Annotated in this window: 24 protein-coding genes and 1 pseudogene; 7 read left to right on the forward strand and 18 right to left on the reverse strand. The window is 67.6% G+C overall.

Going from position 1 to position 24,027, the window contains the following annotated elements:
- The first annotated feature begins 55 nt into the window (after positions 1–55).
- A complete protein-coding gene (locus SAOR_RS04110; RefSeq protein ID WP_185015536.1) occupies positions 56–1,942 on the forward strand; it encodes a SurA N-terminal domain-containing protein in 1,887 nt (628 codons plus the stop codon).
- Between the two features lie 59 nt (positions 1,943–2,001).
- Here the strand turns inward: SAOR_RS04110 and SAOR_RS04115 are convergent, their stop codons facing one another.
- The 3 genes from SAOR_RS04115 to gloB form a co-directional block, all read right to left on the reverse strand.
- Positions 2,002–2,796: an enoyl-ACP reductase FabI gene (locus SAOR_RS04115; RefSeq protein ID WP_123630335.1), complete on the reverse strand. Its 795-nt coding sequence runs from the start codon at positions 2,794–2,796 to the stop codon at positions 2,002–2,004.
- A 39-nt stretch (positions 2,797–2,835) separates the two neighbouring features.
- Entirely contained in the window at positions 2,836–4,341 is a 1,506-nt protein-coding gene (locus SAOR_RS04120; RefSeq protein WP_185015537.1) for a LysM peptidoglycan-binding domain-containing protein, read from the reverse strand.
- A 166-nt stretch (positions 4,342–4,507) separates the two neighbouring features.
- Complete coding sequence (gene gloB, locus SAOR_RS04125) at positions 4,508–5,284, reverse strand: hydroxyacylglutathione hydrolase (protein WP_123630337.1); 777 nt, start codon at positions 5,282–5,284, stop codon at positions 4,508–4,510.
- A gap of 167 nt (positions 5,285–5,451) precedes the next feature.
- On the opposite strand from gloB, the gene SAOR_RS04130 reads away from it, so the two are divergent.
- Genes SAOR_RS04130 through dnaQ form a run of 3 tightly spaced genes read left to right on the forward strand, consistent with a single transcriptional unit; the run spans position 5,452 to position 7,283 of the window.
- Complete coding sequence (locus tag SAOR_RS04130; RefSeq protein ID WP_185015538.1) at positions 5,452–6,069, forward strand: class I SAM-dependent methyltransferase; 618 nt, start codon at positions 5,452–5,454, stop codon at positions 6,067–6,069.
- Positions 6,066–6,515: a ribonuclease HI gene (rnhA, locus tag SAOR_RS04135; protein WP_123630339.1), complete on the forward strand. Its 450-nt coding sequence runs from the start codon at positions 6,066–6,068 to the stop codon at positions 6,513–6,515. Before SAOR_RS04130 ends, rnhA begins: the two co-directional genes overlap by 4 nt.
- Before the next feature lie 30 nt (positions 6,516–6,545).
- Positions 6,546–7,283 carry a DNA polymerase III subunit epsilon gene (gene dnaQ / locus SAOR_RS04140; RefSeq protein ID WP_123630340.1) on the forward strand — a complete coding sequence of 246 codons (738 nt, stop codon included), beginning with the start codon at positions 6,546–6,548 and terminating at the stop codon, positions 7,281–7,283.
- A 114-nt stretch (positions 7,284–7,397) separates the two neighbouring features.
- Here the strand turns inward: dnaQ and SAOR_RS04145 are convergent, their stop codons facing one another.
- The 13 genes and pseudogenes from SAOR_RS04145 to SAOR_RS04205 form a co-directional block, all read right to left on the reverse strand.
- On the reverse strand, positions 7,398–9,089 hold the full coding sequence (locus SAOR_RS04145) for a Na(+)/H(+) antiporter subunit D (protein WP_245965388.1): 1,692 nt from the start codon (positions 9,087–9,089) through the stop codon (positions 7,398–7,400).
- Position 9,090: 1 nt separating this feature from the next.
- On the reverse strand, positions 9,091–9,354 hold the full coding sequence (locus SAOR_RS04150) for a hypothetical protein (RefSeq protein ID WP_123590711.1): 264 nt from the start codon (positions 9,352–9,354) through the stop codon (positions 9,091–9,093).
- A gap of 13 nt (positions 9,355–9,367) precedes the next feature.
- Entirely contained in the window at positions 9,368–10,828 is a 1,461-nt protein-coding gene (locus tag SAOR_RS04155) for a monovalent cation/H+ antiporter subunit D family protein (protein ID WP_123630341.1), read from the reverse strand.
- A complete protein-coding gene (locus SAOR_RS04160) occupies positions 10,825–12,291 on the reverse strand; it encodes a monovalent cation/H+ antiporter subunit D family protein (protein WP_123630363.1) in 1,467 nt (488 codons plus the stop codon). Before SAOR_RS04160 ends, SAOR_RS04155 begins: the two co-directional genes overlap by 4 nt.
- A gap of 158 nt (positions 12,292–12,449) precedes the next feature.
- A pseudogene (locus SAOR_RS04165) lies at positions 12,450–12,830 on the reverse strand (cation:proton antiporter subunit C); the annotation flags it as partial.
- A complete protein-coding gene (locus SAOR_RS04170) occupies positions 12,827–13,258 on the reverse strand; it encodes a Na(+)/H(+) antiporter subunit B (protein ID WP_123590708.1) in 432 nt (143 codons plus the stop codon). The pseudogene SAOR_RS04165 and the gene SAOR_RS04170, both read right to left, overlap by 4 nt.
- Positions 13,258–13,821 (reverse strand): DUF4040 domain-containing protein, encoded by a 564-nt coding sequence (locus SAOR_RS04175; protein ID WP_185015539.1) that lies wholly within the window; start codon positions 13,819–13,821, stop codon positions 13,258–13,260. The genes SAOR_RS04170 and SAOR_RS04175 overlap by 1 nt, the downstream gene beginning before the upstream one ends.
- Complete coding sequence (mnhG, locus tag SAOR_RS04180) at positions 13,818–14,153, reverse strand: monovalent cation/H(+) antiporter subunit G (RefSeq protein WP_123630343.1); 336 nt, start codon at positions 14,151–14,153, stop codon at positions 13,818–13,820. The genes SAOR_RS04175 and mnhG overlap by 4 nt, the downstream gene beginning before the upstream one ends.
- Positions 14,154–14,186: 33 nt before the next feature.
- The gene (locus SAOR_RS04185) at positions 14,187–14,474 is read right to left on the reverse strand and encodes an MrpF/PhaF family protein (protein ID WP_185015540.1); all 288 of its coding nucleotides are present in this window, start codon (positions 14,472–14,474) and stop codon (positions 14,187–14,189) included.
- A 4-nt stretch (positions 14,475–14,478) separates the two neighbouring features.
- Positions 14,479–14,988: a Na+/H+ antiporter subunit E gene (locus SAOR_RS04190; RefSeq protein WP_123630344.1), complete on the reverse strand. Its 510-nt coding sequence runs from the start codon at positions 14,986–14,988 to the stop codon at positions 14,479–14,481.
- Positions 14,989–15,041: 53 nt separating this feature from the next.
- Positions 15,042–15,770, reverse strand: a complete 729-nt coding sequence (locus SAOR_RS04195) for a TVP38/TMEM64 family protein (RefSeq protein ID WP_123630345.1) — start codon at positions 15,768–15,770, stop codon at positions 15,042–15,044.
- Positions 15,767–16,699 (reverse strand): metalloregulator ArsR/SmtB family transcription factor, encoded by a 933-nt coding sequence (locus SAOR_RS04200; protein WP_123630346.1) that lies wholly within the window; start codon positions 16,697–16,699, stop codon positions 15,767–15,769. Before SAOR_RS04200 ends, SAOR_RS04195 begins: the two co-directional genes overlap by 4 nt.
- A 101-nt stretch (positions 16,700–16,800) precedes the next feature.
- The gene (locus tag SAOR_RS04205) at positions 16,801–17,865 is read right to left on the reverse strand and encodes a phasin family protein (protein ID WP_123630347.1); all 1,065 of its coding nucleotides are present in this window, start codon (positions 17,863–17,865) and stop codon (positions 16,801–16,803) included.
- A 241-nt stretch (positions 17,866–18,106) separates the two neighbouring features.
- Here SAOR_RS04205 and fadB point away from each other — a divergent pair, with 241 nt between their 5' ends.
- The 3 genes from fadB to SAOR_RS04220 all read left to right on the forward strand — a co-directional run bounded on the left by fadB (position 18,107) and on the right by SAOR_RS04220 (position 22,585).
- Complete coding sequence (gene fadB / locus SAOR_RS04210; RefSeq protein WP_123630348.1) at positions 18,107–20,257, forward strand: fatty acid oxidation complex subunit alpha FadB; 2,151 nt, start codon at positions 18,107–18,109, stop codon at positions 20,255–20,257.
- A gap of 84 nt (positions 20,258–20,341) precedes the next feature.
- Complete coding sequence (fadA, locus tag SAOR_RS04215) at positions 20,342–21,520, forward strand: acetyl-CoA C-acyltransferase FadA (RefSeq protein ID WP_123630349.1); 1,179 nt, start codon at positions 20,342–20,344, stop codon at positions 21,518–21,520.
- A gap of 162 nt (positions 21,521–21,682) precedes the next feature.
- Positions 21,683–22,585, forward strand: a complete 903-nt coding sequence (locus tag SAOR_RS04220) for an OmpA family protein (RefSeq protein WP_123590700.1) — start codon at positions 21,683–21,685, stop codon at positions 22,583–22,585.
- A gap of 188 nt (positions 22,586–22,773) precedes the next feature.
- Here the strand turns inward: SAOR_RS04220 and SAOR_RS04225 are convergent, their stop codons facing one another.
- Together SAOR_RS04225 and SAOR_RS04230 are read right to left on the reverse strand one after the other, a co-directional pair.
- Positions 22,774–23,619, reverse strand: a complete 846-nt coding sequence (locus SAOR_RS04225) for an energy transducer TonB (RefSeq protein ID WP_123590699.1) — start codon at positions 23,617–23,619, stop codon at positions 22,774–22,776.
- Positions 23,619–24,026 carry an ExbD/TolR family protein gene (locus tag SAOR_RS04230; RefSeq protein WP_123590698.1) on the reverse strand — a complete coding sequence of 136 codons (408 nt, stop codon included), beginning with the start codon at positions 24,024–24,026 and terminating at the stop codon, positions 23,619–23,621. Before SAOR_RS04230 ends, SAOR_RS04225 begins: the two co-directional genes overlap by 1 nt.
- Position 24,027 lies beyond the last annotated feature (1 nt).

Consider the following 24,027-nt stretch of genomic DNA (forward strand, 5'->3'; position numbering starts at 1 on the left):
CAACGGCCGCGCCGGTCATCGCATTCAAGGACTGAGGGACGCGGGAGCGAGATCAATGCTGCAGAAAATTCGCGATAACGCGAGCGGACCGCTTGCCTATGTGGTGGTGGCGGTCATCGCGGTGGTTTTCGGTGTCTGGGGCATCGGTTCCTATTTCACGCCGTCGTCGGACCCGGTGGTCGCCAGCGTCGGCGGCACCGAGATCACGCGCTATCAGCTCCAGCAGTCCTACAATCAGCGCTATCAGCGCCTGCGTCAGGCCATGGGCGATAGTTTTGACGCCGACATGTTCCCGCCGGAGCAACTGCGCCGTACGGTTCTGCAGGGCCTCATCAACGAAGCGGTGCTCACGCAGTACGCCGACGAGGCCGGTTATCGCGTGACCGACGCGCGGCTGCTGGCGGCCCTGCGCAGCAACGAGCAGTTCCAGGTCGACGGCCAGTTCTCGCCCGAGCGCTATCGCAGCCTGCTTTCGCAGGCCGGGATTCCCGCCGGCCGGTATGAGGCGCGCCTGCGCGAGGATCTCAAGAGCCAGCAGCTGCGCCGTGACGTGACCACGAGTGCGTTCGCGTCGCCGGCCGAGGTCGATCAGGCCTATCGTCTGGTCAACCAGGAGCGTCGCGTGCGCTATCTCGCCTACGATGCCCAGCGCTATATCGACGATGTCGATGTCAGCGATGCCGAGCTCGAGTCGTACTACGAGGATCATGCGGATCAGTTCCAGCGGCCCGAGCGTGTGAAGCTCTCCTACGTCTCCTTGTCCCGCAGCAATGCCGCGGCCGGCGATGCCGCTCCGGACGAGGCGGCACTGCGCGAACTCTACGAGCAGAACAAGGCCCAGTTCGGCGAACCGGAGCGACGCAGGGGTGTACAGGTGCGCGTGCCGATCGAGGGGGACGGCGACGCGGCGCGCGATCGCATCCAGCAGCTTGCCTCTGCGGCGCAGGACGCGGATCTGGAGGCGGCCGCCGGATCGGTGGATGGTGCCGAATACAGCCGCATTGACGGCGCCGCACCCGGCGACCTGCCCGACGCCGTTGCCGAGACGCTGTTCGAGCTCGATACCGGCGAGACGTCGTCCCCGGTGCGCGGTGAGCAAGCCTGGTATCTGCTGCGTCTCAGCGATGTCACGCAGGCGAGCACGCCGTCGTTCGATGATCCGGAAGTCCAGTCCCAGCTGAAAGCGATCGCTTCGGCGCAGCGCGAGGTCACCGCCTACAGCGACAAGAGCGATCGGATGGAGACGCTGGCCTACGAGGCGCCGAACGACCTGCAAACGCTGGCTGACGAGCTGAATCTCGAGATACAGGACACCGGGTGGATCACCCGCGAGGGCGGCGACGGCATCGGCCAATACGACGCGATACGCAAGGCCGCCTTCTCGGATTCGGTGCTGCAGGACGAACTCAACAGCACGCCGATACAGCTCGGGTCTGACCGCCGGGTGGTGCTGCGGGTGGAGTCGCATCAGACGGCCGAGCGCCGGCCGCTCGACGAGGTGCGCGACACCGTGCGCGAGCGCGTGGCGCGGCAGAAGGCCGAGGACCGCGCGCGGGAGTCGGCGCGCGAGGCGATGACTGCCCTCGAAGCGGGTGAGTCGCTGCAATCGCTGACCGGCGAGGACGGGCCGACGCTGGAGTCGCCCGGCTTCATCCGCCGTTCCGACCGCGAGGTCGACCCGCGCGTGCGCGAGGCGGCGTTCAGCCTGCCGAGCCCCGAGAATGACACGCGGCGCCTCGACGTGACCGCGACCGCCGACGGGCGTGTCGCCCTTGTGGTGGTCGACGGCGTGCGGGCCGGTGACGACAGCGATAGCGCCACGCCGCGCGAGCAGTTCGCCGAGCAGCAGCGCCAGTACGTGGCACGCCAGGAATACGGCGCGCTGAACGCGTATCTGCGTAACCAGGCCGACGTCGAGATCAACGAGAACCGCATCGACTGAACGAAAAAAAGGCGGCCGGGTCGCCCCGGCCGCCGTGTGCGCGTTATTGAGACGCGGGTCTAGTCGTCCGACTCCGCGCCCGGGGTCATGCCCATGATCCGGTATCCGGCATCCACATAGAGCACTTCGCCGGTGATGCCCGAGGCCAGGTCCGAGGCGAGAAAGGCCGCGGCGTTGCCGACTTCGGTCTGGGTTACGTTGCGCTGCAGGGGGGAGCCGGCCGCGGCGTGGCTCAGCATGGAGCGAAAGCCGCGGATGCCCGCCGCGGCCAGCGTCTTGATCGGACCGGCCGAGATCGCGTTGGCGCGAATGCCGCGCGGTCCGAGGTCATAGGCGATGAAACGCATGCTCGACTCGAGGCTGGCCTTGGCCGGACCCATGATGTTGTAGCCCGGCATGGCGCGGTCGGCGCCGAGATAGGTGAGGGTGATCAGCGACGCGTTGTCCGAGAACATGCCGCGACCGGCCTTGGCCAGCGCCGCGAAGCTGTAGGCACTGATGTCGTGCGACACGTGGGCGGCCTCGCGCGTCAGGCTGTCGAGGTAACCGCCGGCCAGCGCTTCGCGCGGCGCATAGCCGATGGCATGGACCAGGACATCGAGCTGATCCCAGTGTCGGCCGAGCTGCTCGAACAGTCCGTCGATCTGCTCGTCCTCGGCGACGTCCAGCGGCAGCACGATATCGGTGCCGAGCGCGGCGCCCATCTTCTCCACGCGTGCCTTGAGCTTGTCGCCCTGATAGGTCAGCGCGAGTTCCGCGCCCTGGTCGCGCATCGCCTGGGCGATGCCGTACGCGATCGAGCGCTCACTGGCCAGGCCGGTGATCAGCGCCTTCTTGCCGTCTAGAAATCCCATGTCGTCTCCTGGAATGCGTCTGCCGTGGGAACGGCCTTGTTAGCCGGACACAGCCGGCTGCAGCCGTAACCGCTGGCCGGGCTGAATAGTGCTGTTGGAACTCATGTCGTTCAAGCTGCGCAGCGTCGTCACCTGCATCGAGAAACGACTCGCGATGGACCAGAGCGAATCGCCGGACTCGACCTCGTAGAAGTCCGGCAACGGCGCGGGCCCGTCGACGGCCAGCTCCCGACCCGGCTGCAGCGTTGCGCCCGGCTCGAGCCGATTCCAGCGCCGCAGGTCGGCGATGGCGACGTCGTTGGCGTCGGCGATCGACCACAGCGACTCGCCGCGTTGGACGACATGCGTGGTCGGCGCCGGCGGTGTCGCGGCGCCCGGAATGGTGAGCGAAGCGCCCGGTCGAAGGGTGTCAACGTCGGCGTTGGCGCGCTGCAGCGCGTCCACGGCCACGTTATAGCGATGCGCGATGTCCCAGAGCGTATCGCCCGACTGGACCACGTAGCGCCGGGTTGGCTCCGCCGGGGGCGCCTTGCCGCCCCGCGGGATTTGCAGCGTCTGCCCCGCGCGGATGCGATCGCCGGCCAGATGATTGGCCTGGCGCAGGGCCGAGACGCTCACGCCGTAAGCGTTGGCGATCCGGCCCAGGATTTCGCCGCGGCGCACGGTGTGGGTGCGGCGATGAACCAGTTCAGAGGGTTCGGCGGCGGCGAGCTGCCGGCTGAAGGCGGCCGCCTTGTCCGCGGGTACAAGCAGCGTGCGACCGCCGTCCGGGGTGCTCGCCCAGCGGCGCATGCCGGGATTGAGGCGTCGCAGCGCGGCCTCGGACATGTCCAGCATGTCGGCGGCGACCGCGAGTTCGACCTGCTTCGACAGGGTCACCGCACGCGTGCGGGCTTCGTTGTCCAGCGACGGCCAGGTCATTCCGAAGCGACGCGGGGAGACAAGAATGCGCCGTATGGCGAGCAGCTTGGGGACGTATTCCGTGGTCTCGCGCGGTAGCTCCAGATGCCAGTAGTCGGCCGGGATACCCTCGGCGGTGGCGCGTTCGAGGGCCGCATCGACGCGCCCGGGCCCGGCATTATAGGCCGCCAGCGCCAGCAGCCAGTCGCCGTCATAGCGCGATACCAGCATCTCGAGGTAGTCGAGCGCGGCGTCGGTGGAAGCGATGACGTCGTTCCGGCCGTCATACCACCAGTCGCGCGCCAGGCCGACGTGGTCCGCAGTCCCCGGCATGAACTGCCACAGGCCGCTGGCGCCGACATAGGAGCGGGCGGCGGCGTTGTAGCCGCTCTCGACGATGGGCAGCAGCGCCAGCTCGCCCGGCAGGTCGCGCGCGTCGACTTCCCGGACCACATGCCAGAGGTAGGGCTGCGCGCGTTCCAGCGAGGCGTCCACATGCCCCTGATGCGTGGCGTAGTATTGCGTCCACTCGCGCACCTCGCGACGCTGTGCGTGCGGGTCGAGGCTCAGTTCGTCGCGTACCTGCGCCCACAGATCCTCCGACGGATCGCGCCAGGATTGCGGCTGGTAGTCCTGACGCGCCACGGACGTTTCAGCGGGAGTGTCGGAGGGCTGCACCGGCTTGGGCGAAGGCCGTTCGACCGACGGGGCGGATGGCGGGTTGGTGGTACGAGTCGTTTGGGGCGGTTCGGTGGCGCAGCCGGCCAACAGCAGCGCCAGGACCGCGGCTGCGCCGGCGTGGCGACGGCGCCTAGGAGGCATTCTTCCATTCGCGCAGTGTGGCGAAAATCTCGGCCGGGTCCGTCAGGTCGCGACCGGCGCGATCGCTGGCAGCGGCGATGACTGTCGGTTGGTCCCAGCGTAGGAACGGGTTGATCTCGAACTCTTCGGCCAGGGTGCCGGGCAGGCTCGGCCGGTCGTCATCCCGCAGGGCGGTGACGGCCGCCACGGCGTCTATTACCGCCGTGTTGTCGGGCTCCACCATGCGGGCGAAGGCGAGATTCTTCTGCGTGTATTCGTGTCCGGCATAGACGCGTGTATCGGCCGGCAGTGCCCGCAGCGTGGCCAGCGAAGCCTGCATCTGCGCGGCCGTGCCCTCGAACACGCGGCCGCAGCCGCCGCGGAACAGGGTGTCGCCGGCCAGCAGTTCACCCGGCGCGAGATAGGCGATGTGACCGAGGGTATGGCCCGGTACGTCGAAGACTTCGAATTCGGTGTCGAGACAGTCGAGGGTGAAGCGGTCTCCCCCGGCCAGCGGATGCGTCAGCCGCTTGATCGTCGCCGCCTCCGCGCGCGGCCCGTAGACCGGGGCGTCGTGCTCGGCGAGCAGCGCATCGAGGCCGCCGATGTGATCGCCGTGGTGATGCGTGATCAGGTAGGCGCCCACGCGTTTGCCCTGTTCGGCCAGAAAACGTTGCACCGGCGCGGCCTCGCCCGGATCGACGATCGCGACGCGATCGTCCCCCTCGCGGCCGAGAACCCATACGTAGTTGTCGGACAGTGCCGATAGCGGTTTAATGTCGATCATCGGAAGATGTTGCCAACGGCCTGAGCCAAAATCAATTGTTACGCTTTCTACCTGCACGGTACACGGAATCGCGGGACTGGCTCGAGACCCCAAGAGCACGTCTTTTCCTGCAGTACGAGCAACGACTACTGCGTGAGCTGCTGCCAAGGCTCACCGGGTATCGCTGCGTGCAGGTCGGCCGCTGGGGCATCGATCGCGCCTTGCTCGATCATGCCGGTACACTTCGCCAGTGGCGGCTCGCCTGGTCGGCGGGCACGGATGCCGACGCCCTGTTCGACGGCCAGCATCTGCCGCTGGCCTCCGGCAGTGTTGATGCGCTCGTGCTGGCGCACAGCCTGGAGCAGGTTGCGGCGCCGCACGCGTTGTTGCGTGAATGCGCGCGGGTACTGAGCGCGCGCGGCCAGTTGATCGTGCTCGTGTTCAATCCGTGGTCGCTCTGGGCGCTGTGGCAGGGCATGCCCGGACGGCGCGCACCGCGCTTCACGCCGTGCGCAGCGCCGCCCAGCGCCGGCCGGCTGTTTGATTGGCTGCGGTTGCTCGAGTTCGAGCCGGATCTGCTCTGGCGCTACGGTCTCGGCTTTCCGCTGTTCGGTGGCCGCTATGCCGTGGGCAGCGGCAAGCGCTGGCTGGAACCGCTGGCATGTGCCGCGCAGGCGTATGCCGTGCTGGCGCGGCGGCAGGTGGTATCGCGCAACCGGGAGCACGGGCGAACCGCGCGCAGCCGGGCCGCAGCACCCGCCGCCTTGGCGCGCACCGGCACCGGTGGGCTACCATATCGACGATGACGAAAACGGTTGTGATCTATACGGACGGCGCCTGCCGCGGTAATCCTGGCCCCGGCGGCTGGGGCGCGCTGCTGAGCTGCGACGGGCGCACGCGCGAACTGTTCGGCGGCGAGCGCGAGACCACCAACAACCGGATGGAGCTCACCGCCGCTATCGAGGCATTGTCCGCGCTCAAGCGCGGCTGCCGGGTGGAGCTGCACACCGATTCCACCTACGTGCGTCAGGGCATCATGTCGTGGCTGGCCAACTGGAAGCGCAACGGCTGGAAGACCGCGGCGAAAAAGCCCGTCAAGAACGCCGATCTGTGGCGGGCCCTCGACGCCGCCTGCGAACGCCACGAGATCGAGTGGCACTGGGTCAAGGGACACAGCGGCAACGACGGCAACGAAGCCGCGGATGCGCTCGCCAACCGCGGTATCGACGAACTGCCGCGCGCGCGCGGCTGATCGCCGGCCACAGGCCAGGAGAAACCGAGCATGCGTCAGATCGTGCTGGACACCGAAACCACCGGCCTCGAGCCGGCCCAGGGTCACCGCATCATCGAGATCGGCTGCGTGGAACTGGCCGATCGCCGGCTGACGGGCAACGACCTGCATCTGTACATCCACCCGGATCGCGATATCGATCAGGGCGCGATCGACGTGCACGGGATCACGCTCGAGTTTCTAGACGACAAGCCGCGCTTTCATGAAATCGCGGAAACCCTGACCGATTACCTGGCCGGGGCGGAGCTGATCATCCACAACGCGCCCTTCGATCTGGCCTTTCTCAACCACGAACTCCGTCTGGTCGATGCCGGGCATACCGCGCTCGAGGAGCGACAGTCGGTGATCGATACCCTGGTGGAGGCCCGCCAGGCCTATCCCGGCCAGCGCAACAGCCTGGATGCCCTGTGCAAGCGCTTCGAGATCGACAACTCCAACCGCGAACTGCACGGCGCGCTGCTCGACGCCCAGCTGCTGGCGGACGTGTATCTATCGATGACCGGCGGTCAGATCGACATCGCGCTGGCCGCGGAATCGGAGGCCGGGGCGGCGGCCGTGGCGACCGCGGGTCTGGCCGAGCACCTGGCCGGCGCAGGCCGCCGGCCGCGTGTGACGCGCGCCAGTGAGGTGGAGCAGGCGGCGCACCGGCGCTATCTGGAGATGTTGTCAGAGGCCAGTGGCCAGCCCTGTCTCTGGCAGGCGATGGAAGCCGCGCAGACGAACGGCTGAGCGCGATAGCGCCCCATGCGCGGTCGGTCACGGCTTGATCGCGGCGAGAGGCCGCGCCAGGCTTTGATGTCGTCGATCTGGCCGGTGCGACGCTCGCACCGGCGTTGGATGACGCTAGTAGTAAAGCGCCAGATAGACGATGAGCAGAATCGCCACCCAGAGCGCCATCCAGCCCGTGCTCCAGGTGCGCGAGAGTACCCCGGTCGCCCCGTAGCGCACGCGCAGCCGCGTCATGGCGGTGTCCGCAAGCGAGCCGGCGCCGGCTCTGAAGCGGCGGTTCGCGGTCTGGAACAGCCGTTCGCCGACATGACCCAGCGCCGGCAGAACGCGACGATAGAGCCAGTCCGTGTCCAGATGGACCGCGCGCATCGGGCGCGGGTAGAGCCCCGCCCGCCAGGCCAGCCAGAACGCCAGCCCGGAGAAGGCGAGCAGCTGCATCTGGGTCACCACGTGATCGACCGTGCAGGGCTGATAGTCCACGGGGTAGGGCAGGATCGAATACAACAGCCCGGGCGCCAGGCCGAGCGCGATGCAGGCCGTCGCGGTCAGCCCCATGGCGATCTGCATGTTGCGCGGCGCGGGATCGGCCTTGATCTGGTCGTTCGGCGCGAAGAAGGCGAAGTAGGGGATCTTGATCCCGACATAGAGCAGCGCGCCGGCCGAAGCGGCGGTCAGCGTCACCCAGGTGGCGGCCCATTTCTCCTCGGCCACGGCGGACAGGATGAGCGACTTGCTCACGAACCCGGCCATCAGCGGGAAGGCGCTGATCGAGGCCGCGCCGATGACGCAGAACGCGGCCGTCCAGGGCATCTGACGGGCCAGCCCCCCGAGTTCGGTCGCCCGGACGTGCCCGGTCTGATGCAGTACCGCCCCGATCGACATGAACAGCAGCGCCTTGTAAAGGATGTGGGTCACGGCATGGGCCGCGGCGCCGTTGATCGCCAGTTCGGTGCCGATCCCCACGGCCACCACCATGAAACCCAGCTGCACGTTGAGGCTGTAGGAGAGCACGCGGCGCAGATCGTTGGCGAGCATGGCATAGACGATCGGGAAGATCGTCATCACCGCGCCGATCGGAATGAGTAGCTCGGTGCCCGCGTAGCCGCGTGCGAGCGCGTAGATGGCCATCTTGGTGGTGAAGGCCGACAGCACCACCGTGCCGGTCGGGCTGGCCGAAGGGTAGGCGTCCTGCAGCCAGTTGTGCAGTAGGGGGAAGGCGGCCTTGATGCCGAATGCGAACAGAATCAGCCAGCCGCCCGGGGCATCGAGGCCGAGGTGGGTGAAGGCGACGTCGCCCGTGGCGTGAATGTGGATCGCGGCGCCGCCCATCAGGAACAGGCCGGAGCCGATCTGCACCAGTAGATAGCGCCGGGCCACGATCATGGCGTCGCGCAGGCCGCGGATGACCAGCAGCAGCGCCGAGGCGATCGCGGTCACCTCCCAGAACATGAACAACGTGATCAGATCGCCCGCCAGCACCGCCCCGATGGCCGAACCGGCATAGATCAGCGCCGCGGCCGGCTCCAGCCGGCTGCGCGTGTGCCACATGTAGACACCCGCCAGAAAGGCGGCGATGTGGAAGATCACGCCGAACGTGAACGCGAGCCCGTCGACCCGCAGAGGCGTGAGGGTGTATTCCAGCAGCGCCATCTGCGTGGTGGTGCCCAGCGGAATCTGCCACAGCCAGGCCAGCCCGGCGGCCGGGGCGCCGAGCAGCACCACCATGCGCGCGCGATAGGGCAGCAGGGGGATGATGCAGCCGGCGATGATCAGCAGCATGCCGGGATTGTTCAGCCATGCGGGCATGTCAGGTCCGATGCTCGTAATAGTCCTCGCCGCGGATGATCAGCCGTCGCAGGATGATCGCGGCCAGCACCAGCACGCAGCCGGTGACGAAGGCCAGCAGGGCGTGGAACGCCGGCAGCTCGGCGAATCCGAACTTGGCGTGCGGGTGAATGAACAGGCTCGGTACCAGCGTCAGCGCGCAGACCGCGTACAGCAGCCAGGCGGCGCGCCGACGCGCCGGCGTACTCGGGCGGCGCAGCGACTGCGGATTGCGTTCGATCAGCATGACCAACCTCGGATCACTGGGGCGCCCACGGCGAGAGCAGCGCCGTGAACGGCAGGGGATACAGGAACCAGACGATGCAGCCGGCCGCCGTGATCGACAGCGGGATCACGCAGGCCCAGGGCGCCTCCTGCCAGTTGCGCGGCGTGTCCGGGCGCGGATTGTGGAAGAACGCGCGGGTCGGAATCTCCAGGAGATAGACGATGTTGAGCAGCGAGCTCAGCGACAGCACCAGAATGATCGCGATGTGGCCCGCGTCCGCGGCGCCCTCCATCAGATACCACTTGCTCCAGATCCCGCCCATCGGCGGAATGCCGATCAGCGACAGCGAGGCGATGAAGAACGCCGAGAAGGTGATCGGCATCGCATAGCCGAGGCCGTCGAGGTCGCTGACGTTCTTGCGATGCGTGGCGGTGTAGATGGCGCCGGCACAGAAGAACAGCGTGATCTTGGCGAAGGCGTGCATGGCGATGTGCATGGAGCCGCCGAGAATGCCCAGGCTCGAGGCCATGGTGGCGCCGAGCACGATGTAGGACAGCTGGCTGACGGTGGAATACGCCAGCCTTGCCTTGAGATTGTCCTTCGTCATCGCGATCAGCGAGGCGCCCAGTACCGTGATCGTGGCGATCCACATCATCGGCTGCGAGGCGCCGGTCTCGGCGAGGAAGTCGACGCCGAAGACATACACCGTCAGCTTGAGCACGATGAACACGCCGGCCTTGACCACGGCCACGGCGTGCAGCAGCGCGGAGACCGGGGTGGGGGCGACCATCGCCGCCGGCAGCCAGCGGTGGAACGGCATCAGCGCTGCCTTGCCGGTCCCGTACAGGAACAGGGCGTACAGCAGGCCGGCTCCGAGCGCGCCGAGGCCCGAGCCGGCCATCAGCCCGCCGTCGGTGAAGGTGATGCTGCCGGTGAGCAGCCACGTGGCCACGATCGCCGGCAGGAAGAAGCCGATCGAGGTCGTGAGCAGGATGCCGAGATACACCCGCCCGCCGTCGCGAGACTCGGCGTCGCCGTGGTGGGTGACCAGCGGATAGGTCGACAGCGTGAGCATCTCGTAGAAGATGAACAGCGTCATCAGATTGCCCGCGAAGGCGATGCCGATGGCCGCCGAAATCGCCAGCGCGAAGCAGACGAAGAAACGCGTCTGCGCATGTTCGGCGTTGCCGCGCATGTAGCCGGCGGCGTAGACGGTGGTCAGCGACCACAGCCCCGAGGCGATCATCGCGAACAGCAGGCCGATCGGCTCCAGCGTGAAGGTCAGGCTGGCGCCGGGCAGGATCTCGAACAGGGTGAAGCTCGGTCGCCCGCCGGCCGTGACGTCGCCGATGAACCCGGCGATTCCGGCCAGCAGCGCGAGTGCGGTGGCCACGCTCACGCCCTCGCGCAGGTTCGGCCAGCGGCCGCTGATGGCGACCACGAGACTCATCACGGCCGGCAGCGCGACCAGCAGGGGAAGCCAGAGCGCGTTCATGCCCCGCTCCCGAGCAGCCCGGCTGCGGCGCGTTCGGCGGTTTCCACCAGTGGTGAGGCGTACAGGCCGAGTGCCACGCTCGCGCCGACCAGCACCCACGTGGCGGCCACCATCGACACCGGCGCTTCGGCGGTCTTGCCGTCATTATCGGCGGGATCGCGGAAATACAGGGCCTCGACCACGCGCCCGATGTAGATGACCGACAGCAGCGAGCTGACCAGAATGGCCGCCGCCAGGCCGTAGTGCGCGTCCTCCATGACCGCCTCGAGCAGGAGCCACTTGCTGATGAAGCCGCCGGTGGCGGGCACCCCGATCAGGGCGAGTCCGGCGACCACGAAGGCCGCCGCGGTCAGGGGCATGCGCCGGCCGAGACCGGCCACGTCGTTGATCGAGATCGCGCGCATGCGCCAGAACAGCGCGCCGGCCGCCATGAACAGCGCGCCCTTGATGATGCCGTGATTGACGATGTGGGCGAGTGCGGCGGTCAGGCCGGTGGCGCTGGCCATCGACAGTCCGAGCACGATGTAGCCCATCTGGGCCACGCTCGACCAGGCCAGTAGCCGCTTGACATCGGTCTGGAAGATCGCCGCCACCGATCCCGAGAGCATCGCCACGACGGCCAGCACCATCAGCACCTCGCCGAGCGGCAGCTGACCGAAGGCGTAGGCCGCGCCGAAGACCGTGAACAGGAACCGGATCAGCGCGTAGACCGCGACCTTGGTGGCGGTTGCGGCGATGAACGCGCTGACCGCCGACGGCGCGTAGGTGTAGGCGTTGGGCAGCCAGATGTGCAGCGGAAACAGAGCGAACTTCAGGCTCAGGCCGATGACGATGAACGCCAGGCCCGCCTCGACGGTGCGCGTGTCCGAGACCGCGGGCAGGCGATCGGCGATGTCGGCCATGTTAAGGCTGCCGGTCATCATGTAGAGGAAACCGATGCCGATCAGCAGGAAGGTGCCGCCGATCGTCCCCATGATCAGATACTGGAACGCCGACAGCAGCGCCCGCCGCTTCGCCCCCATCGCGATCAGGCTGTACGAGGACAGAGACGAGATCTCGAGAAAGACGAACAGATTGAACGCGTCGCCCGTGATGCTGATGCCGAGCAGCCCGCAAAGACAGAGCAGCAGCGCGGCATAGAACAGGTAGGCCCGCTCGCGCGGGATCTCGGCGGCGATGCTCGCGCGTGCATAGATCGAGGCGATCGCGGCGATGCCCGTCACCAGCAGGACGACGAGCATGTTCAGCGCGTCCAGCCGCAGCTCGATGCCGAAGGGCGGCGGCCAGCCGCCCAGGATGTAGCTGATCGGACCGCCGATGCGGACCTGCACGAACAGCAGGAAGGCGATCGCGAAGCAGGCCCAGGAGATCAGCGCATAGATGAACCAGGCGGGCGCTGCACGGTGGACGATCACGCACACGGGCGCCGCCAGCAGCGGCAGCACCACGAGCAGCACCGGCATCTGGGAGAGAAACTGCGTGATCACGTGCGCTCGTCCCCGTGGCCGTCGTCCGCGCGTTCGCCGCCGGCCCGGTGGCCGTCATCGGCATCGTCGCGGGCGCCGGCTTGCTGTCGTGCCTCGGCCGACCGCTGCCGGGCGCGCTCGGTCGCCGCCTCGCTGTCCTGGGTTTCGAAATCCGCGGCCAGAACGTCGTCCTCCTCGATCGAGCCGTAGGCCTCGTGGATGCGCACCACCAGCGCCAGGCCGAGGGCCATGGTCGCCACCCCGACCACGATGGCGGTGAGGATCAGCACGTGCGGCAGGGGATGGGCGTAGACGGCATCGTCGCCTTCGGTGAGGATCGGCGCCGTCGATCCCGCGATCTTGCCCATGCTGATGTAGAAGATGAACACCGAGGTCTGGAACAGGTTCAGGCCGATCAGCTTCTTCACCAGGTTGTCGTGCGAGATGACGATGTAGAAGCCGATCATCATCAGCACGATGACGATCCAGTAGTTGAACAGGCCGAAGAACGCGTCGGCGATCGTGGCCAGGCTCATGACTGCTCCCGCCGCCGGCCGCGGCCGGCAAAGACGTAGAAGACGCTGGTGATCACCGAACTTACGGTCAGACCGACGCCGAACTCGACCAGCAACAGGCCGTAGTGCTGACCGTGAACGGCGTCGTGGGCGAGATAGTCGTAGTCGAGGAAATTGCCGCCGCTAAGCATGGCGTAGACGCCGGTGCCCGCGTACAGCAGCACGCCCAGGGCGCCGATCACGCGCAGCACGCCCGGCGGCACCGCCCGGCGGGCCTCGGCCAGGCCGAAGATCAGGGCGTAGAGAATGATCGCCGCCGCGAATATCACGCCGGCCTGGAAGCCGCCGCCGGGGCTGTAGTCGCCGTGGAACTGCACGTAGAGCGCGAAGATGAGAATCGGCGCGATGAGCAGCTTCACCACGACGCGCAGGACGGTGTGCTCGCGCATCAGGGCTCCTTGTCGTCGTCGTGGCGGCCGCGGCGGCTCACGCCCAGCAGCATGAGCACGCCCACCCCGGCGGTGAGCACCACGGTCACCTCGCCGAGGGTGTCGTAGCCGCGATAGCTGGCCAGCACGGCGGTGACGGCGTTGGGCACGTCGATCTCCTCGCGCACCGTCTCCAGATAGCGCTCGCGCAGCGGATGCTCCTGAACGGGGGTGTCCGCGGCGCCGAAGTGGGGCATGTCGAGGCTGGCGTAGAACAGCGCTGCGCCCGTCAGCCCGGTCACCACCAGGCCGATGGCCGTGCGTGACCGCGGCACCGACTTCTCCCGCGCCCGGGTCAGGCCGAAGGTCGCCAGGAACAGGACCGTCATCACGCCGGCGCCCACGGCGGCTTCCGTGAGGGCCACGTCGACGGCGTCGAGCAGCTGGAACAGGCTGGCGGAAAGCAGACTGTACAGGCCGGTCAGCATCGCCACCGGAAACAGATTGCGCACACGGGCGATCGCCAGGCCGGTGATCGCAAGAAAACTCAGCAGCAGGACGTTGAGCGCGATATCCACGGTCACGGCTCGATCTCCGTGTGTCGACGACGATCGTGGTCGAGCTGGGGGCGCACTCCGTCATGCAGCGCCGCCCGCGCCAGCGCATGGGTGGCGGTCGGGCTGGTGATGATCAGAAAGACCATGATGAACACCAGCTTCGCGGTGACCAGCGTGAGGCCGGCCTGGAGCATCAGGCCGGCGAGCATGAGCGCCATGCCGGCCGTGTCGGTGATCGAGGCCGCGTGCATGCGGGTGTAGAAATCGGGCATGCGGAGGATGCCGATGCCGCCGATGACGCTGAACACGGCGCCGCCCGCCAGCAGCACCCAGCTCGCCATGTCGATGAGGGCCGTCATGCGTTCTCCGTCGCCGCGCGTGCTCGCCGGGGGCTATACATCGGGCTTGTCCTTGCTGGCTTCGTCCCAGCCGAGGTCGCCGTACTGCATGAACTTAAGCACCGCGATGGTCCCGGTGAAGTTGATCAGGGCGTAGACGAGCCCGAGGTCGAGAAATTCCGGCCGGCCGTTGAGAAAGCCGAGCACGGACACGAACAGCACGGTTTTCGTGCCGAACAGATTCAGCGCCAGGATGCGGTCGTAGGCTGACGGCCCGAGCAGCGCCCGGATGAGGATGAGCAGCATGGTCACGGCCACGCCGATGATCGCGGCAAGAAACACGGGTTCAACCCCCGTCGTGGCTGTGGTCGTCGCGCACGCCGCCGCGCCGCTCGAATGCCTGTACCCGTCGATCCATATCACCTTCCTCGATGTCCCGGGCGTTGGCGTCGGTCAGGGCGTGCACCTCGGCGAGGCCGTCACGCAGCCCCACGGTCACCGTGCCGGGCGTGAGCGTGACCGAATTGGCGTAGATCGTGCGGCCCAGATCGGTGGCCGGGCCGACGCGGCGCGTGGTCATGGTCGGCGATATCGAACGGCCCGGCGACAGGATGCGGCGCGCCACGTCCCCGTTGGATTTGGCGATCTCCCAGCCCAGCCAGGCGATATACACCGGCGCGTGCGCCAGCAGATGAAGCGGCACGGTTTCGTTGTCCACGATCCGCATCCGCCAGCAGATCCAGGCCGTCAGCAGGCAGGATCCGGTGCCGAAGGCGTAGAACAGCGGCGAGTAGTGGCCCGACAGAAGCAGCCAGAGGGCTGCTAGGCCCACGATCAACCCGAGCAGGTAGCGCACGTCGCCCCCGGAAGCAGTGCCAACCGAGAGGCTACAAAGCGGGGTTCACCCCGTCAATCCGAGCGTTCGCCGGCGCGGGCGGCCAGGCGCTTGCGCCGGCGATGTGCGAGCCAGGCGATGATGGCGCTGGCCACGAGCAGACCGGCCGATATGAGCAGCTGCCGCGAGTCGATGAGCTGCTCCGGCGAGAACGACTGCTGCGCCAGCAGCTCCGGCAGATTGACCGTCGCCCCGAAGCTCACGAAGGTGATCATCGGCGGCAGCATGCCGACGATGCTGGCCAGGGCGTAGGGCAGCCAGGGGACCCGAAGCAGGCCGCAGGCGTAGTTCACCAGATCGAAGGGCAGAAACGAGGCGCGCAGCACGACCGTGGTCGGAAACGCCTGCTCGACCAGCAGTCGGCGGAAGGCGGCGATGCGCGGATTGCGGGCCTCGCGCATGTCGCCTTCGCGCCGGAAGAAGCGGGCCAGGGCATAGGCGATGTTGGCCGACAGGTTCTCGCCGATCAGGGCGTAGACCAGGCCCGGCAGGAAACCGAACAGACTGCCGGCCGCGATGGTCAGCCACATGGCCGGGAAAAAGGTGAACGAGCGCAGGCTGTAGATGATGATGTAGATGATCGGGGCGATCGGGTTGTCGACCACATAGTCGTAGACCAGGCCCGTGATCTCGCGTATCGACAGCCCTTGGGCGTAAATCCAGCCGGCGGCCGCCGCGAGTGCCAGCCCCCAGATCAGCCCGGCGACGATGCGGACGTTGCGGCCCCGCGTCTCGGCATTCATGGCTTGCACGCGCTGGCGGTGATCAGGCGGAAATACGGCGGGTGCGGCTCACGAGCGCGCTCGGCGCAATCGGTCACCGAAAGCTCCGATTCGCGCAGCCAGGCCGCGATCTGCTCGACCTCGAAGCCGAGGTTGACGTGATCGTAGGCGGCGACGGTCGCTTCGTGGTCGTGCCGGGCGATGGTCGCCACGATCAGACGGCCGCCGGAACGCAGCACCCGCGCGCTCTCGGCCAGCACCGCCTCCGGTGTCCGCGTGTAGCTCAGCGCGTGCAGCACGAACACCTGATCGAAGGCGTTGGACTCGAAGGGCAGACCATGCATGTCACCGTTCTTGTAGAAGATGTTGTCCTGACTGCTCAGACGGCTGCGCGCCGCTTCGAGCACCCGTGTGCTGATGTCCAGGCAGGTCACGCTGTGCGCGCGCCGGCACAGCAGCTCGGCGAGCACGCCGTCGCCGGAGGCCACATCCAGCACGTCGCCGAGGTCCAGCAGTTCGATGAGCGAACGGCTCATGGCCTCCCACGTGCGTCCGGGGGAATACTGGCGCTCCATGCGTCCGGCCACCGACTCCGCCCAGCCCCCGCGCGTGCTGCGCCGGCGCACGATCTCCGCGGCCCGCTCGCGGTCGCGGTGGACGCGGGTATCGTCGAGCTGGTCGATCAGCGCGCCCCACAGCGGCTGGATGTCGCGCTGCCAGCGGGCGGTGTCCACGGCGTAGTAGTTGGCGTTGCCCGCGGCGCGGTCCTGTACCAGGCCGGCCTCGCGCAGACGCCCGAGGTGGCTGGATACGCGGCTCTGGATGAGCCCGGTGACGGCCGTCAGCTCCGCGACCGTCAGGGGTTCGTCGATCAACAGCAGGAGCAGCCGCAGCCGGGTGGGTTCGGCGAGCAGTCGCAGTATCTGGGTGCTGGCGGCGAGGTCGAGCATGCAGGTTCGAAACGAGAAACCGACGCGCCGGCCCTCGGACCCGCGCTGCACCAACGAAAAAGCCGCCCGTTCCCGAGCGGCTGGGGCACAGGATAGCCTATTCAGCTATCCGAGTCGCTGCCGGTCTTGTCCGATCCGTGCGCGGACGAGGTTTTCGACGCCCCCGAGCCCCCGCGCTTGCCGGCGCTCGAGCCGCCGGCCGTGCCGCTGCCCGAAGAGGACGCCTTGCGCCCCGATTGGCCGGTCGAACTGCCCGACCCGGATTTCTTCGTGCCCGACGTCTTCTTGGCGCCTCCGCTGCTGGCAGAGGCCGCGCGATTGGTCGTCGACTTCGTCGTGCTGCCGGACTTGCCTGTCGTGCTTGACTTGGCGGTCGAACGGCCGTTCGTCGACGATTTCTTCGAGCTGCTCGCTCGTTTCGTCCGGGTAGAGCTCTTGGACTTGGCCGTACTGGCGGTCTTGCCACCGCCCGTCCCGCCGCCGCTCTTTCCGGCCGACTTCGAGCCGCTCGCCTTCGACTGTTTCGACGTGCGCTCCGAACTGCGGGTCGAGCTGCTGCGGCGTTTGGCGGTCGTGGAGGTCGACGACGCCGAGCGTGGTGAGGCCGCCTCGGCCTTGCGGGCGGTGGTGTCGGCCGCGGCCGCAACCGTGTCGGCCGTTTCCGCGACGGCATCCTTGGCCCGGTCGCGTGCCTCGCGTGTGGCCGCCCGGGTCTCGGCTTCGACGTCCCCGGCCCGGCGCTCGGCCTCGTCGCGGGCCTTGCCGGCCGCGGTGCGCGCCGCGGCCTCGGCCCTTTCGCCCGCATCCGTCATCGCGGCCTCGCTGCCGTCCAGGTTCTGCCGGATCTCGACGCTGATCTGGCGCCGTGTCTGATCGAGGATCGTCAGGCTCTCGCGGGCGTTGTCGAGGATGCGGTCGACCGTCTGCTGCAGCAGTTCGAGCTGGCTGGCCGCGAGATCCCGCGGCGAGCCGCCCCGGCGCAGCTGCTTGAGATTCTCGAGCGCTTCTTCATAGTGCGTTCGTATGGCCGCGAGTTCGTGCTCGGCGAGCTGTTCGATGCCGTCGTACACCGCACGGTTGGCGGACGCGAAGGCGCCGGTGTAATTGCGGCGGAGCTTGTCGATGTCCTTGCGGATCCGGGTGATGCGATTGTCCGATTTCGTCATGGGATTCACGCGGTGCGGAAACAGTGGGGTTAGAAAACCATGCACGCCGAGGGCTGTCAAAACACGGTGTGCGTGAAAACGGTCTTCGCGCGCTGCGCTGCATCATTTTCGCCGAGCGCCCGCGCCGCGGGCCTTTGCCGCGTTGTCCGGGCCTGCACAGTACGCTACCGTACTGTGCGCCGAGTTTACTGCCCCGGCCCTCGTGGCCGGGCGCATCATTCAATGTCAGTGGAGTTCGTCCATGCTTTATGAGGGATCCAGGCTGTCGGTCGAAGTGACCGACGGGATCGCCGTGCTGTGCTTCGATGCACGGGACGGATCGGTCAACAAGTTCGACCAGGCCACCATCGACGATCTCAACGCCGCTGCGAAAGCGCTGGCCGAGGCGAGCGATGTGAAGGGCCTGCTGGTCAAGTCCGCCAAGCCGGCGTTCATCGTCGGCGCCGACATCATGGAATTCGGCGAGCGCTTCAAGGCGCCCGAAGACGAGATGAAGCGGTGGATGGCCGATGCCAACCGCATGTTCTCCACCATCGAGGATCTCGATTTTCCGAGTGTGACTGCGATCAACGGCATGGCGCTCGGCGGTGGCCTCGAAATGTGCCTGGCCACCGATTACCGCGTGATGGGCGAGAAGGCCCAGATCGGTTTCCCCGAGACCCAGCTGGGCATCTATCCCGGCTTCGGCGGCACCGTGCGCGCGCCGCGCCTGATCGGGGCGGACAACGCCATCGAGTGGATCGCCGACGGCAAGCCGCGTCGCGCCGACAAGGCGTTCGCAGTAGGCATGGTCGATGCGGTCGTGGCCGAAGACGAACTCGAGGCGGCCGCACGCGATCTGCTCGATCGCGCCATCGCCGGGGAGTTCGACTGGAAGGCGCGCAAGGCCGAGAAGACGGCGCCGCTCAAGCTCAACCAGACCGAAGCGGCGATGACCTTCGAGACGTCGAAGGGCTATGTGCTCGGCCAGACCAAGGGCCAGTACCCGGCGCCGATCGAGGCCATCGAGCGCATGGCCAAGGCCGCCGGCATGGGACGTGACGCGGCCATCGCCGAGGAGACCGAAGGCTTCATCAAGTTGGCCAAGACCTCCGAGGCGCGTGCGCTGATCCAGATCTTCCTCAACGATCAGCTGATCAAGAAGAAGGGCAAGAAGTACGGCAAGATCGCCCACACCATCGAGCAGGCGGCCGTGCTCGGCGCCGGCATCATGGGCGGCGGTATCGCCTACCAGTCGGCCTCCAAGGGCGTGCCCATCCTGATGAAGGACATCAAGGACGAGGCCATCGAGCAGGGGCTGGACGAAGCCTCCAAGCACTTCGCCAAGGGCGTCGAGCGCGGCAAGCTGGACGCGCGCAAGATGGCGGAAGGGCTGTCGCGCATCCGCCCGACGTTGAACTACGGCGACTTCGGCAACGTCGACGCCGTGATCGAGGCCGTGGTCGAGAATCCCAAGGTCAAGAAGGCGGTCCTCGCCGAGACCGAAGAGGCGGTGTCCGAGAACACGATCCTGGCCTCGAACACCTCCAGCATCTCGATCAATACGCTGGCCGCGGATCTCAAGCGCCCGCAGAATTTTCTCGGCATGCACTTCTTCAACCCCGTGCACAAGATGCCGCTGGTGGAAGTGATCAAGGGCGAGAAGAGCTCCGAAGAGGCGATCGCCACCATCGTCGATTACGCCCATCGGTTGGGCAAGACACCGATCGTGGTCAACGACTGCCCCGGCTTTCTGGTCAACCGGATTCTGTTTCCGTACTTCTTCGGCTTCCAGCAGCTGATCACCGACGGCGCCGACTTCGCCAAGATCGACAAGGTCATGGAGAAGTTCGGCTGGCCGATGGGCCCGGCCTATCTGTCGGACGTGGTCGGCATGGACACCTCGCAGCACGTGGAGGAAGTGCTCGCCGAGGGCTATCCCGACCGCATGTCGATCAAAGGCAAGTCCTCGCTGGATGTGATGGTTGAGAACGACCGTCTCGGTCAGAAGTCCGGTGCCGGCTACTACAAGTACGAAAAGGACAAGAAAGGCCGTCCCAACAAGACGCAGGACGACAAGGCCTACGAGCTCGTGGCCACGGTCCAGAAGGACGGCCAGAAGGACTTCGACGGCGACGAGATCGTCGACCGCATGATGATCCCGATGATCATCGAAGCGGCGCGCGCGCTCGAGGAAGGCATCGCCGAAACGCCCAACGAGGTCGACATGGGCCTGATCATGGGTCTGGGCTTTCCACCGTTCCGCGGCGGCGCGCTCAAGTACGCCGATGCGCAGGGGCTGGCCACGGTCTGCGACAAGGCCGACCGGTACAGCCATCTCGGCACGCTCTATGAGCCCACCGCGCGCATGCGCGACATGGCCGCCAACGGCGAAACCTACTACGCACAGTAAGGCGATCGGTGCGAATGGCCGGCCGGCGCGCGACCGCGCGGGCCGGCGACCACCGATCGGCTCACCGATCTTTCGGAGAACATCATGCAAGCCAACGGCAATAACGAAGTCGTGATAGTTGACGCGGTACGTACCGCCATGGGCCGCTCGAAGGGCGGCATGTTTCGTAACACCCGCGCCGAAGAGTTGTCCGCGGCCCTGATGAAAGCGCTGCTGGAGCGCAATGCCGCGATCGACCCCGAGACCATCGAGGACGTGATCTGGGGCTGCGTGCAGCAGACCAAGGAACAGGGGCTCAACATCGGCCGCAACGCCGCGCTGATCGCCGGCCTGCCGCATGCGGTCGCCGGCCAGACCGTGAACCGCCTGTGCGGCTCGTCCATGCAGTCGATCCATACCGCGGTCGGCCAGATCGCGGCCGGTATCGACGGCGTCTTCATCTGCGGCGGCGTCGAGCACATGGGCCACGTGCCGATGGACTACAACGTGGATATCGCCCCGCAGCTGTCGAAATACGTCGCCAAGCCCGCGGCGATGATGGGCCTCACCGCCGAGATGCTGTCGAACATCCACGGCATCGATCGTGAAGCCCAGGACAAGTTCGCGCTGGCCTCGCATCAGCGCGCGCACCGCGCCAACGTCGACGGCGAGTTCGCCGACGAGATCGTGCCCGTCAAGGGCCACGACGCGAAGGGCCATGCCCGCATGTGCGACTTCGACGAAGTCGTGCGCGGCGACGCGAGCATGGAAGGCCTCGGCGCGCTGCGTCCGGCCTTCAATCCGCGCGGTGGCACGGTCACGGCCGGCAATTCGTCGGCCATCTCCGACGGCGCGGCCGCCGTGCTCGTCATGTCCGCCGACAAGGCCAAGGCGCTGGGCCTTGAGCCGATGGCCCGCATTCGCGGCATGGCCGTGGCCGGCTGCGATCCGTCGGTGATGGGGCGCGGCCCCGTGCCGGCGAGCAAGAAAGCACTCGAACGAGCAGGCGTAAGTCTCTCGGATATCGACTATATCGAGCTCAACGAGGCCTTTGCCGCCCAGAGCCTCGCCGTGCTCAGGGAGCTGGGCATCGAGGACCGCCAGGACTCGATCAACATCCGCGGCGGCGCGATCGCACTGGGCCATCCGCTGGGCACCTCGGGGGCGCGCATCACCGGCGCGCTGACGCACATCCTCGAGGACAAGGACGCCACGCTCGGCCTGGCGACCATGTGCATCGGCATGGGACAGGGCATCGCCACGGTGATCGAACGCGTCGACTGAGCGCTCGCCGCTCGCTCGCGAGTCGTTCCGGGGCCGGCCTGTCGCCGGCCCCGCTTTGTCTTGCGGGACAATCGATTGCCCGCGGTAAACGCTGACAGCAGGCGGTGACGCGGTTACTATCGCGGCATGCGATGCGTTGTCCGACTCGGTTGGTTTCTGTCTTTGCTGTTGCTGATGGCGGCGCCGGCCGCCGTTGCACAGAACGTGGCGCCGGCCGTCTCGCCGCCCGAGGGCGCCGAAATCGTGGGCGAGTCCCGGGAAGCGTTCGCCACCTACCCGTTGATCACCGATCGTATCGTTCAACGCGGCGGTATTCAGGGCAATATATCGGCGACACGCACGGTCGAGGGCGCGCTCGCGCGCCGTACCTATCGGCTGGCCGAGGCCGCGGATGCGGAATCGATCGCCGAGGGCTACGCGACGCGTCTCGCCCGCGCCGGCTTCGACACGCTCTACGCGTGCGAAGCCGAGGCCTGCGGGCCGATGTTCGAGCGCGCCTCGCCGGGCGCCCGCGCCGCCGCCGATCTCTTTTCTCGCCGTAGCGGGTCGTACTATCGCGCGGTCCGGCGCTCAGCCGGTGGCGGCGACGTCTATGCGGCCGTCCAAGTGACGCCGATCGGCAACGGCGTCGTCGCCGTTCAGCTGGATACGCTGCAGGTGCAGGCCCGTGAGATCGGCGCCATCTCGGTCAACGCCGCCGAGATGGCCGATGAGTTGGACACCAAGGGCCGGGTGGCGCTCTACGGCATCTTCTTCAATACCGACAGTGCGCAGATCAAGTCCGAGTCTCAGTCCACGCTCGGCGAGATCGCCAAACTCATGGCGGAACAGCCGGATCGGCGTCTGCTCGTGGTCGGCCACACCGACAGCCGCGGCGGTTTCGATTACAACATCGATCTGTCCAAGCGGCGGGCCGAGGCGGTCGTGGAGGCCTTGACCGCCCGCTACGGGGTCGATCCGGATCGGCTCAAGCCGTGGGGCGTGGGCTACACCGCGCCGCGGGCGAGTAACGAAAGCGATATAGGGCAGGCCAAGAATCGCCGCGTGGAGCTGGTCGCCTGGTAGGCCGCGACGTCGCGTCGCCGGGCCGTGTCAGCGCGCGTCGGGGCGATTCGTTCGAATAGTCCGCGCCGCACGGGTGATGCACCCTTGCCCGTGTCGGCCGCTCGCGGAAGGGACCTTGTACACCGGAACCGCTTGCGCCGGCAGTTCTGTGCCCGGACAAACAGGTCGCGTCGCGCCCGGCCATCCGGCTAGCGCAATGAGAATACCACCGGCACGATCAGCTCGAGCCGGTTGCGCCGCATGCGCTGCGGCATGCTCGGCAACGGCTGGGCCTGACGCAGCATCTGCTCTGCGGCGGCGTCGAGCACGGCTGAACCCGAACTGCGCTCGATGTGGTGGCTGATCACCTGGCCATCCTGGTCCACGACGATATAGAGCCGTACCGTCCCCTCGATGTCGTCGTTGCGCGCCTGTTGTGGATACTGCTTGTGGCGCGACAGCCAGGCGCGCAGCCGCACGATATAGTCGTCCGTCGCCTGGTCGCTCGTCCCGCCGGCTCCGTTGCCGGGTGTTTCGTCCGTTCGCGCCGCCGGCGTATCCAGCTCCGGCGTATGCGCGGTCACGCGCTCGCTCGGAGACACGGATTCGAGGCTGTCGCCGGGGCCGATCTCGACCGGTGCCGCCTGTGACGGTTCCGCGGCGGTCGCCGGGGCGATCTCCGCCGCCTCGGCGATGGCCGGGCCCTGCGATTGCGCGGGTTCGATCGCGTCCGCCAGCACGGGCGCCGGCTGGGCTTCGGCCGCGGGCGCCGGCGTCGGCGCGCTGTCCTCGACGGCCGGCACCTCCGCAGCCGACGGTGCAGGAGCGGGAGCCGCGGCACTGGCCGGCTCGGGCGCCTCGACTGGCTGGCTGGGCGTCGTCGGTGCCGGAGGCGGACCGGCGTCAAGCTCCTCGAGCGACACCATCACGCCCCGCGGCGTCTCGGCAGGCCTGTCGTTGGCCGTGTCGCCGAGCCAGAGTCCGGCCAGCAGGAGCAGATGCGCGACCACGGCGGCCGCGATCGCGAGCAGCCATTGCCGGGAGGAGATGCCCATCAGCGCTGCGGTGCAACCGTGATCAGGCGCAGTCGCTCCGCCCCCGCGTCATGCAGACGGCGCATGATCGCCACGACGCGTGTCGCATCGCCGGCGCCGTCGGCACGCAGACGAATCGGCATCCCGGGCCGCGCCTCGAGTCTGGCGCGCACGGCCTCCACCAGGGCGTCGAGGGTGACCGTCTCGCCGTCGAGGGCGAGGCGGCCGTCGGCGGCCAGTTGAATCTCCAGGCCGTCCGCGCGCGCGTTCGTCTCGCTCTGGGAGGCTGGCGGATCGATGTCGAACGGCTCGGGTGTGACCAGCCGGCCGGCCAGCATGAAGAAGATGAGCAGCAGGAACACGACGTTGGTCAGCGGCAGGATCGCTTCGTCGTTGCTGGCCCGGCGGCGGTTGCGGGGAAAGTGCATG

Source organism: Salinisphaera orenii subsp. orenii MK-B5, from assembly GCF_003788635.1.
GTDB lineage: Bacteria > Pseudomonadota > Gammaproteobacteria > Nevskiales > Salinisphaeraceae > Salinisphaera > Salinisphaera orenii.

What these genes read in the sequence shown, in the direction of transcription:
- SAOR_RS04145 (WP_245965388.1), bottom strand. Translation starts at nt 9,089, where the DNA reads ATGCCCGCATGGCTGAACAATCCCGGCATGCTGCTGATCATCGCCGGC.
- SAOR_RS04115 (WP_123630335.1), bottom strand. Translation starts at nt 2,796, where the DNA reads ATGGGATTTCTAGACGGCAAGAAGGCGCTGATCACCGGCCTGGCCAGT.
- dnaQ (WP_123630340.1), top strand. Translation starts at nt 6,546, where the DNA reads ATGCGTCAGATCGTGCTGGACACCGAAACCACCGGCCTCGAGCCGGCC.
- SAOR_RS04170 (WP_123590708.1), bottom strand. Translation starts at nt 13,258, where the DNA reads ATGCGCGAGCACACCGTCCTGCGCGTCGTGGTGAAGCTGCTCATCGCG.
- SAOR_RS04155 (WP_123630341.1), bottom strand. Translation starts at nt 10,828, where the DNA reads ATGAACGCGCTCTGGCTTCCCCTGCTGGTCGCGCTGCCGGCCGTGATG.
- fadA (WP_123630349.1), top strand. Translation starts at nt 20,342, where the DNA reads ATGCAAGCCAACGGCAATAACGAAGTCGTGATAGTTGACGCGGTACGT.
- SAOR_RS04225 (WP_123590699.1), bottom strand. Translation starts at nt 23,619, where the DNA reads ATGGGCATCTCCTCCCGGCAATGGCTGCTCGCGATCGCGGCCGCCGTG.
- SAOR_RS04110 (WP_185015536.1), top strand. Translation starts at nt 56, where the DNA reads ATGCTGCAGAAAATTCGCGATAACGCGAGCGGACCGCTTGCCTATGTG.
- SAOR_RS04150 (WP_123590711.1), bottom strand. Translation starts at nt 9,354, where the DNA reads ATGCTGATCGAACGCAATCCGCAGTCGCTGCGCCGCCCGAGTACGCCG.
- SAOR_RS04205 (WP_123630347.1), bottom strand. Translation starts at nt 17,865, where the DNA reads ATGACGAAATCGGACAATCGCATCACCCGGATCCGCAAGGACATCGAC.
- rnhA (WP_123630339.1), top strand. Translation starts at nt 6,066, where the DNA reads ATGACGAAAACGGTTGTGATCTATACGGACGGCGCCTGCCGCGGTAAT.
- SAOR_RS04195 (WP_123630345.1), bottom strand. Translation starts at nt 15,770, where the DNA reads ATGAATGCCGAGACGCGGGGCCGCAACGTCCGCATCGTCGCCGGGCTG.
- SAOR_RS04230 (WP_123590698.1), bottom strand. Translation starts at nt 24,026, where the DNA reads ATGCACTTTCCCCGCAACCGCCGCCGGGCCAGCAACGACGAAGCGATC.
- mnhG (WP_123630343.1), bottom strand. Translation starts at nt 14,153, where the DNA reads ATGACGGCCCTCATCGACATGGCGAGCTGGGTGCTGCTGGCGGGCGGC.
- fadB (WP_123630348.1), top strand. Translation starts at nt 18,107, where the DNA reads ATGCTTTATGAGGGATCCAGGCTGTCGGTCGAAGTGACCGACGGGATC.
- SAOR_RS04160 (WP_123630363.1), bottom strand. Translation starts at nt 12,291, where the DNA reads ATGCCGGTGCTGCTCGTGGTGCTGCCGCTGCTGGCGGCGCCCGTGTGC.
- gloB (WP_123630337.1), bottom strand. Translation starts at nt 5,284, where the DNA reads ATGATCGACATTAAACCGCTATCGGCACTGTCCGACAACTACGTATGG.
- SAOR_RS04200 (WP_123630346.1), bottom strand. Translation starts at nt 16,699, where the DNA reads ATGCTCGACCTCGCCGCCAGCACCCAGATACTGCGACTGCTCGCCGAA.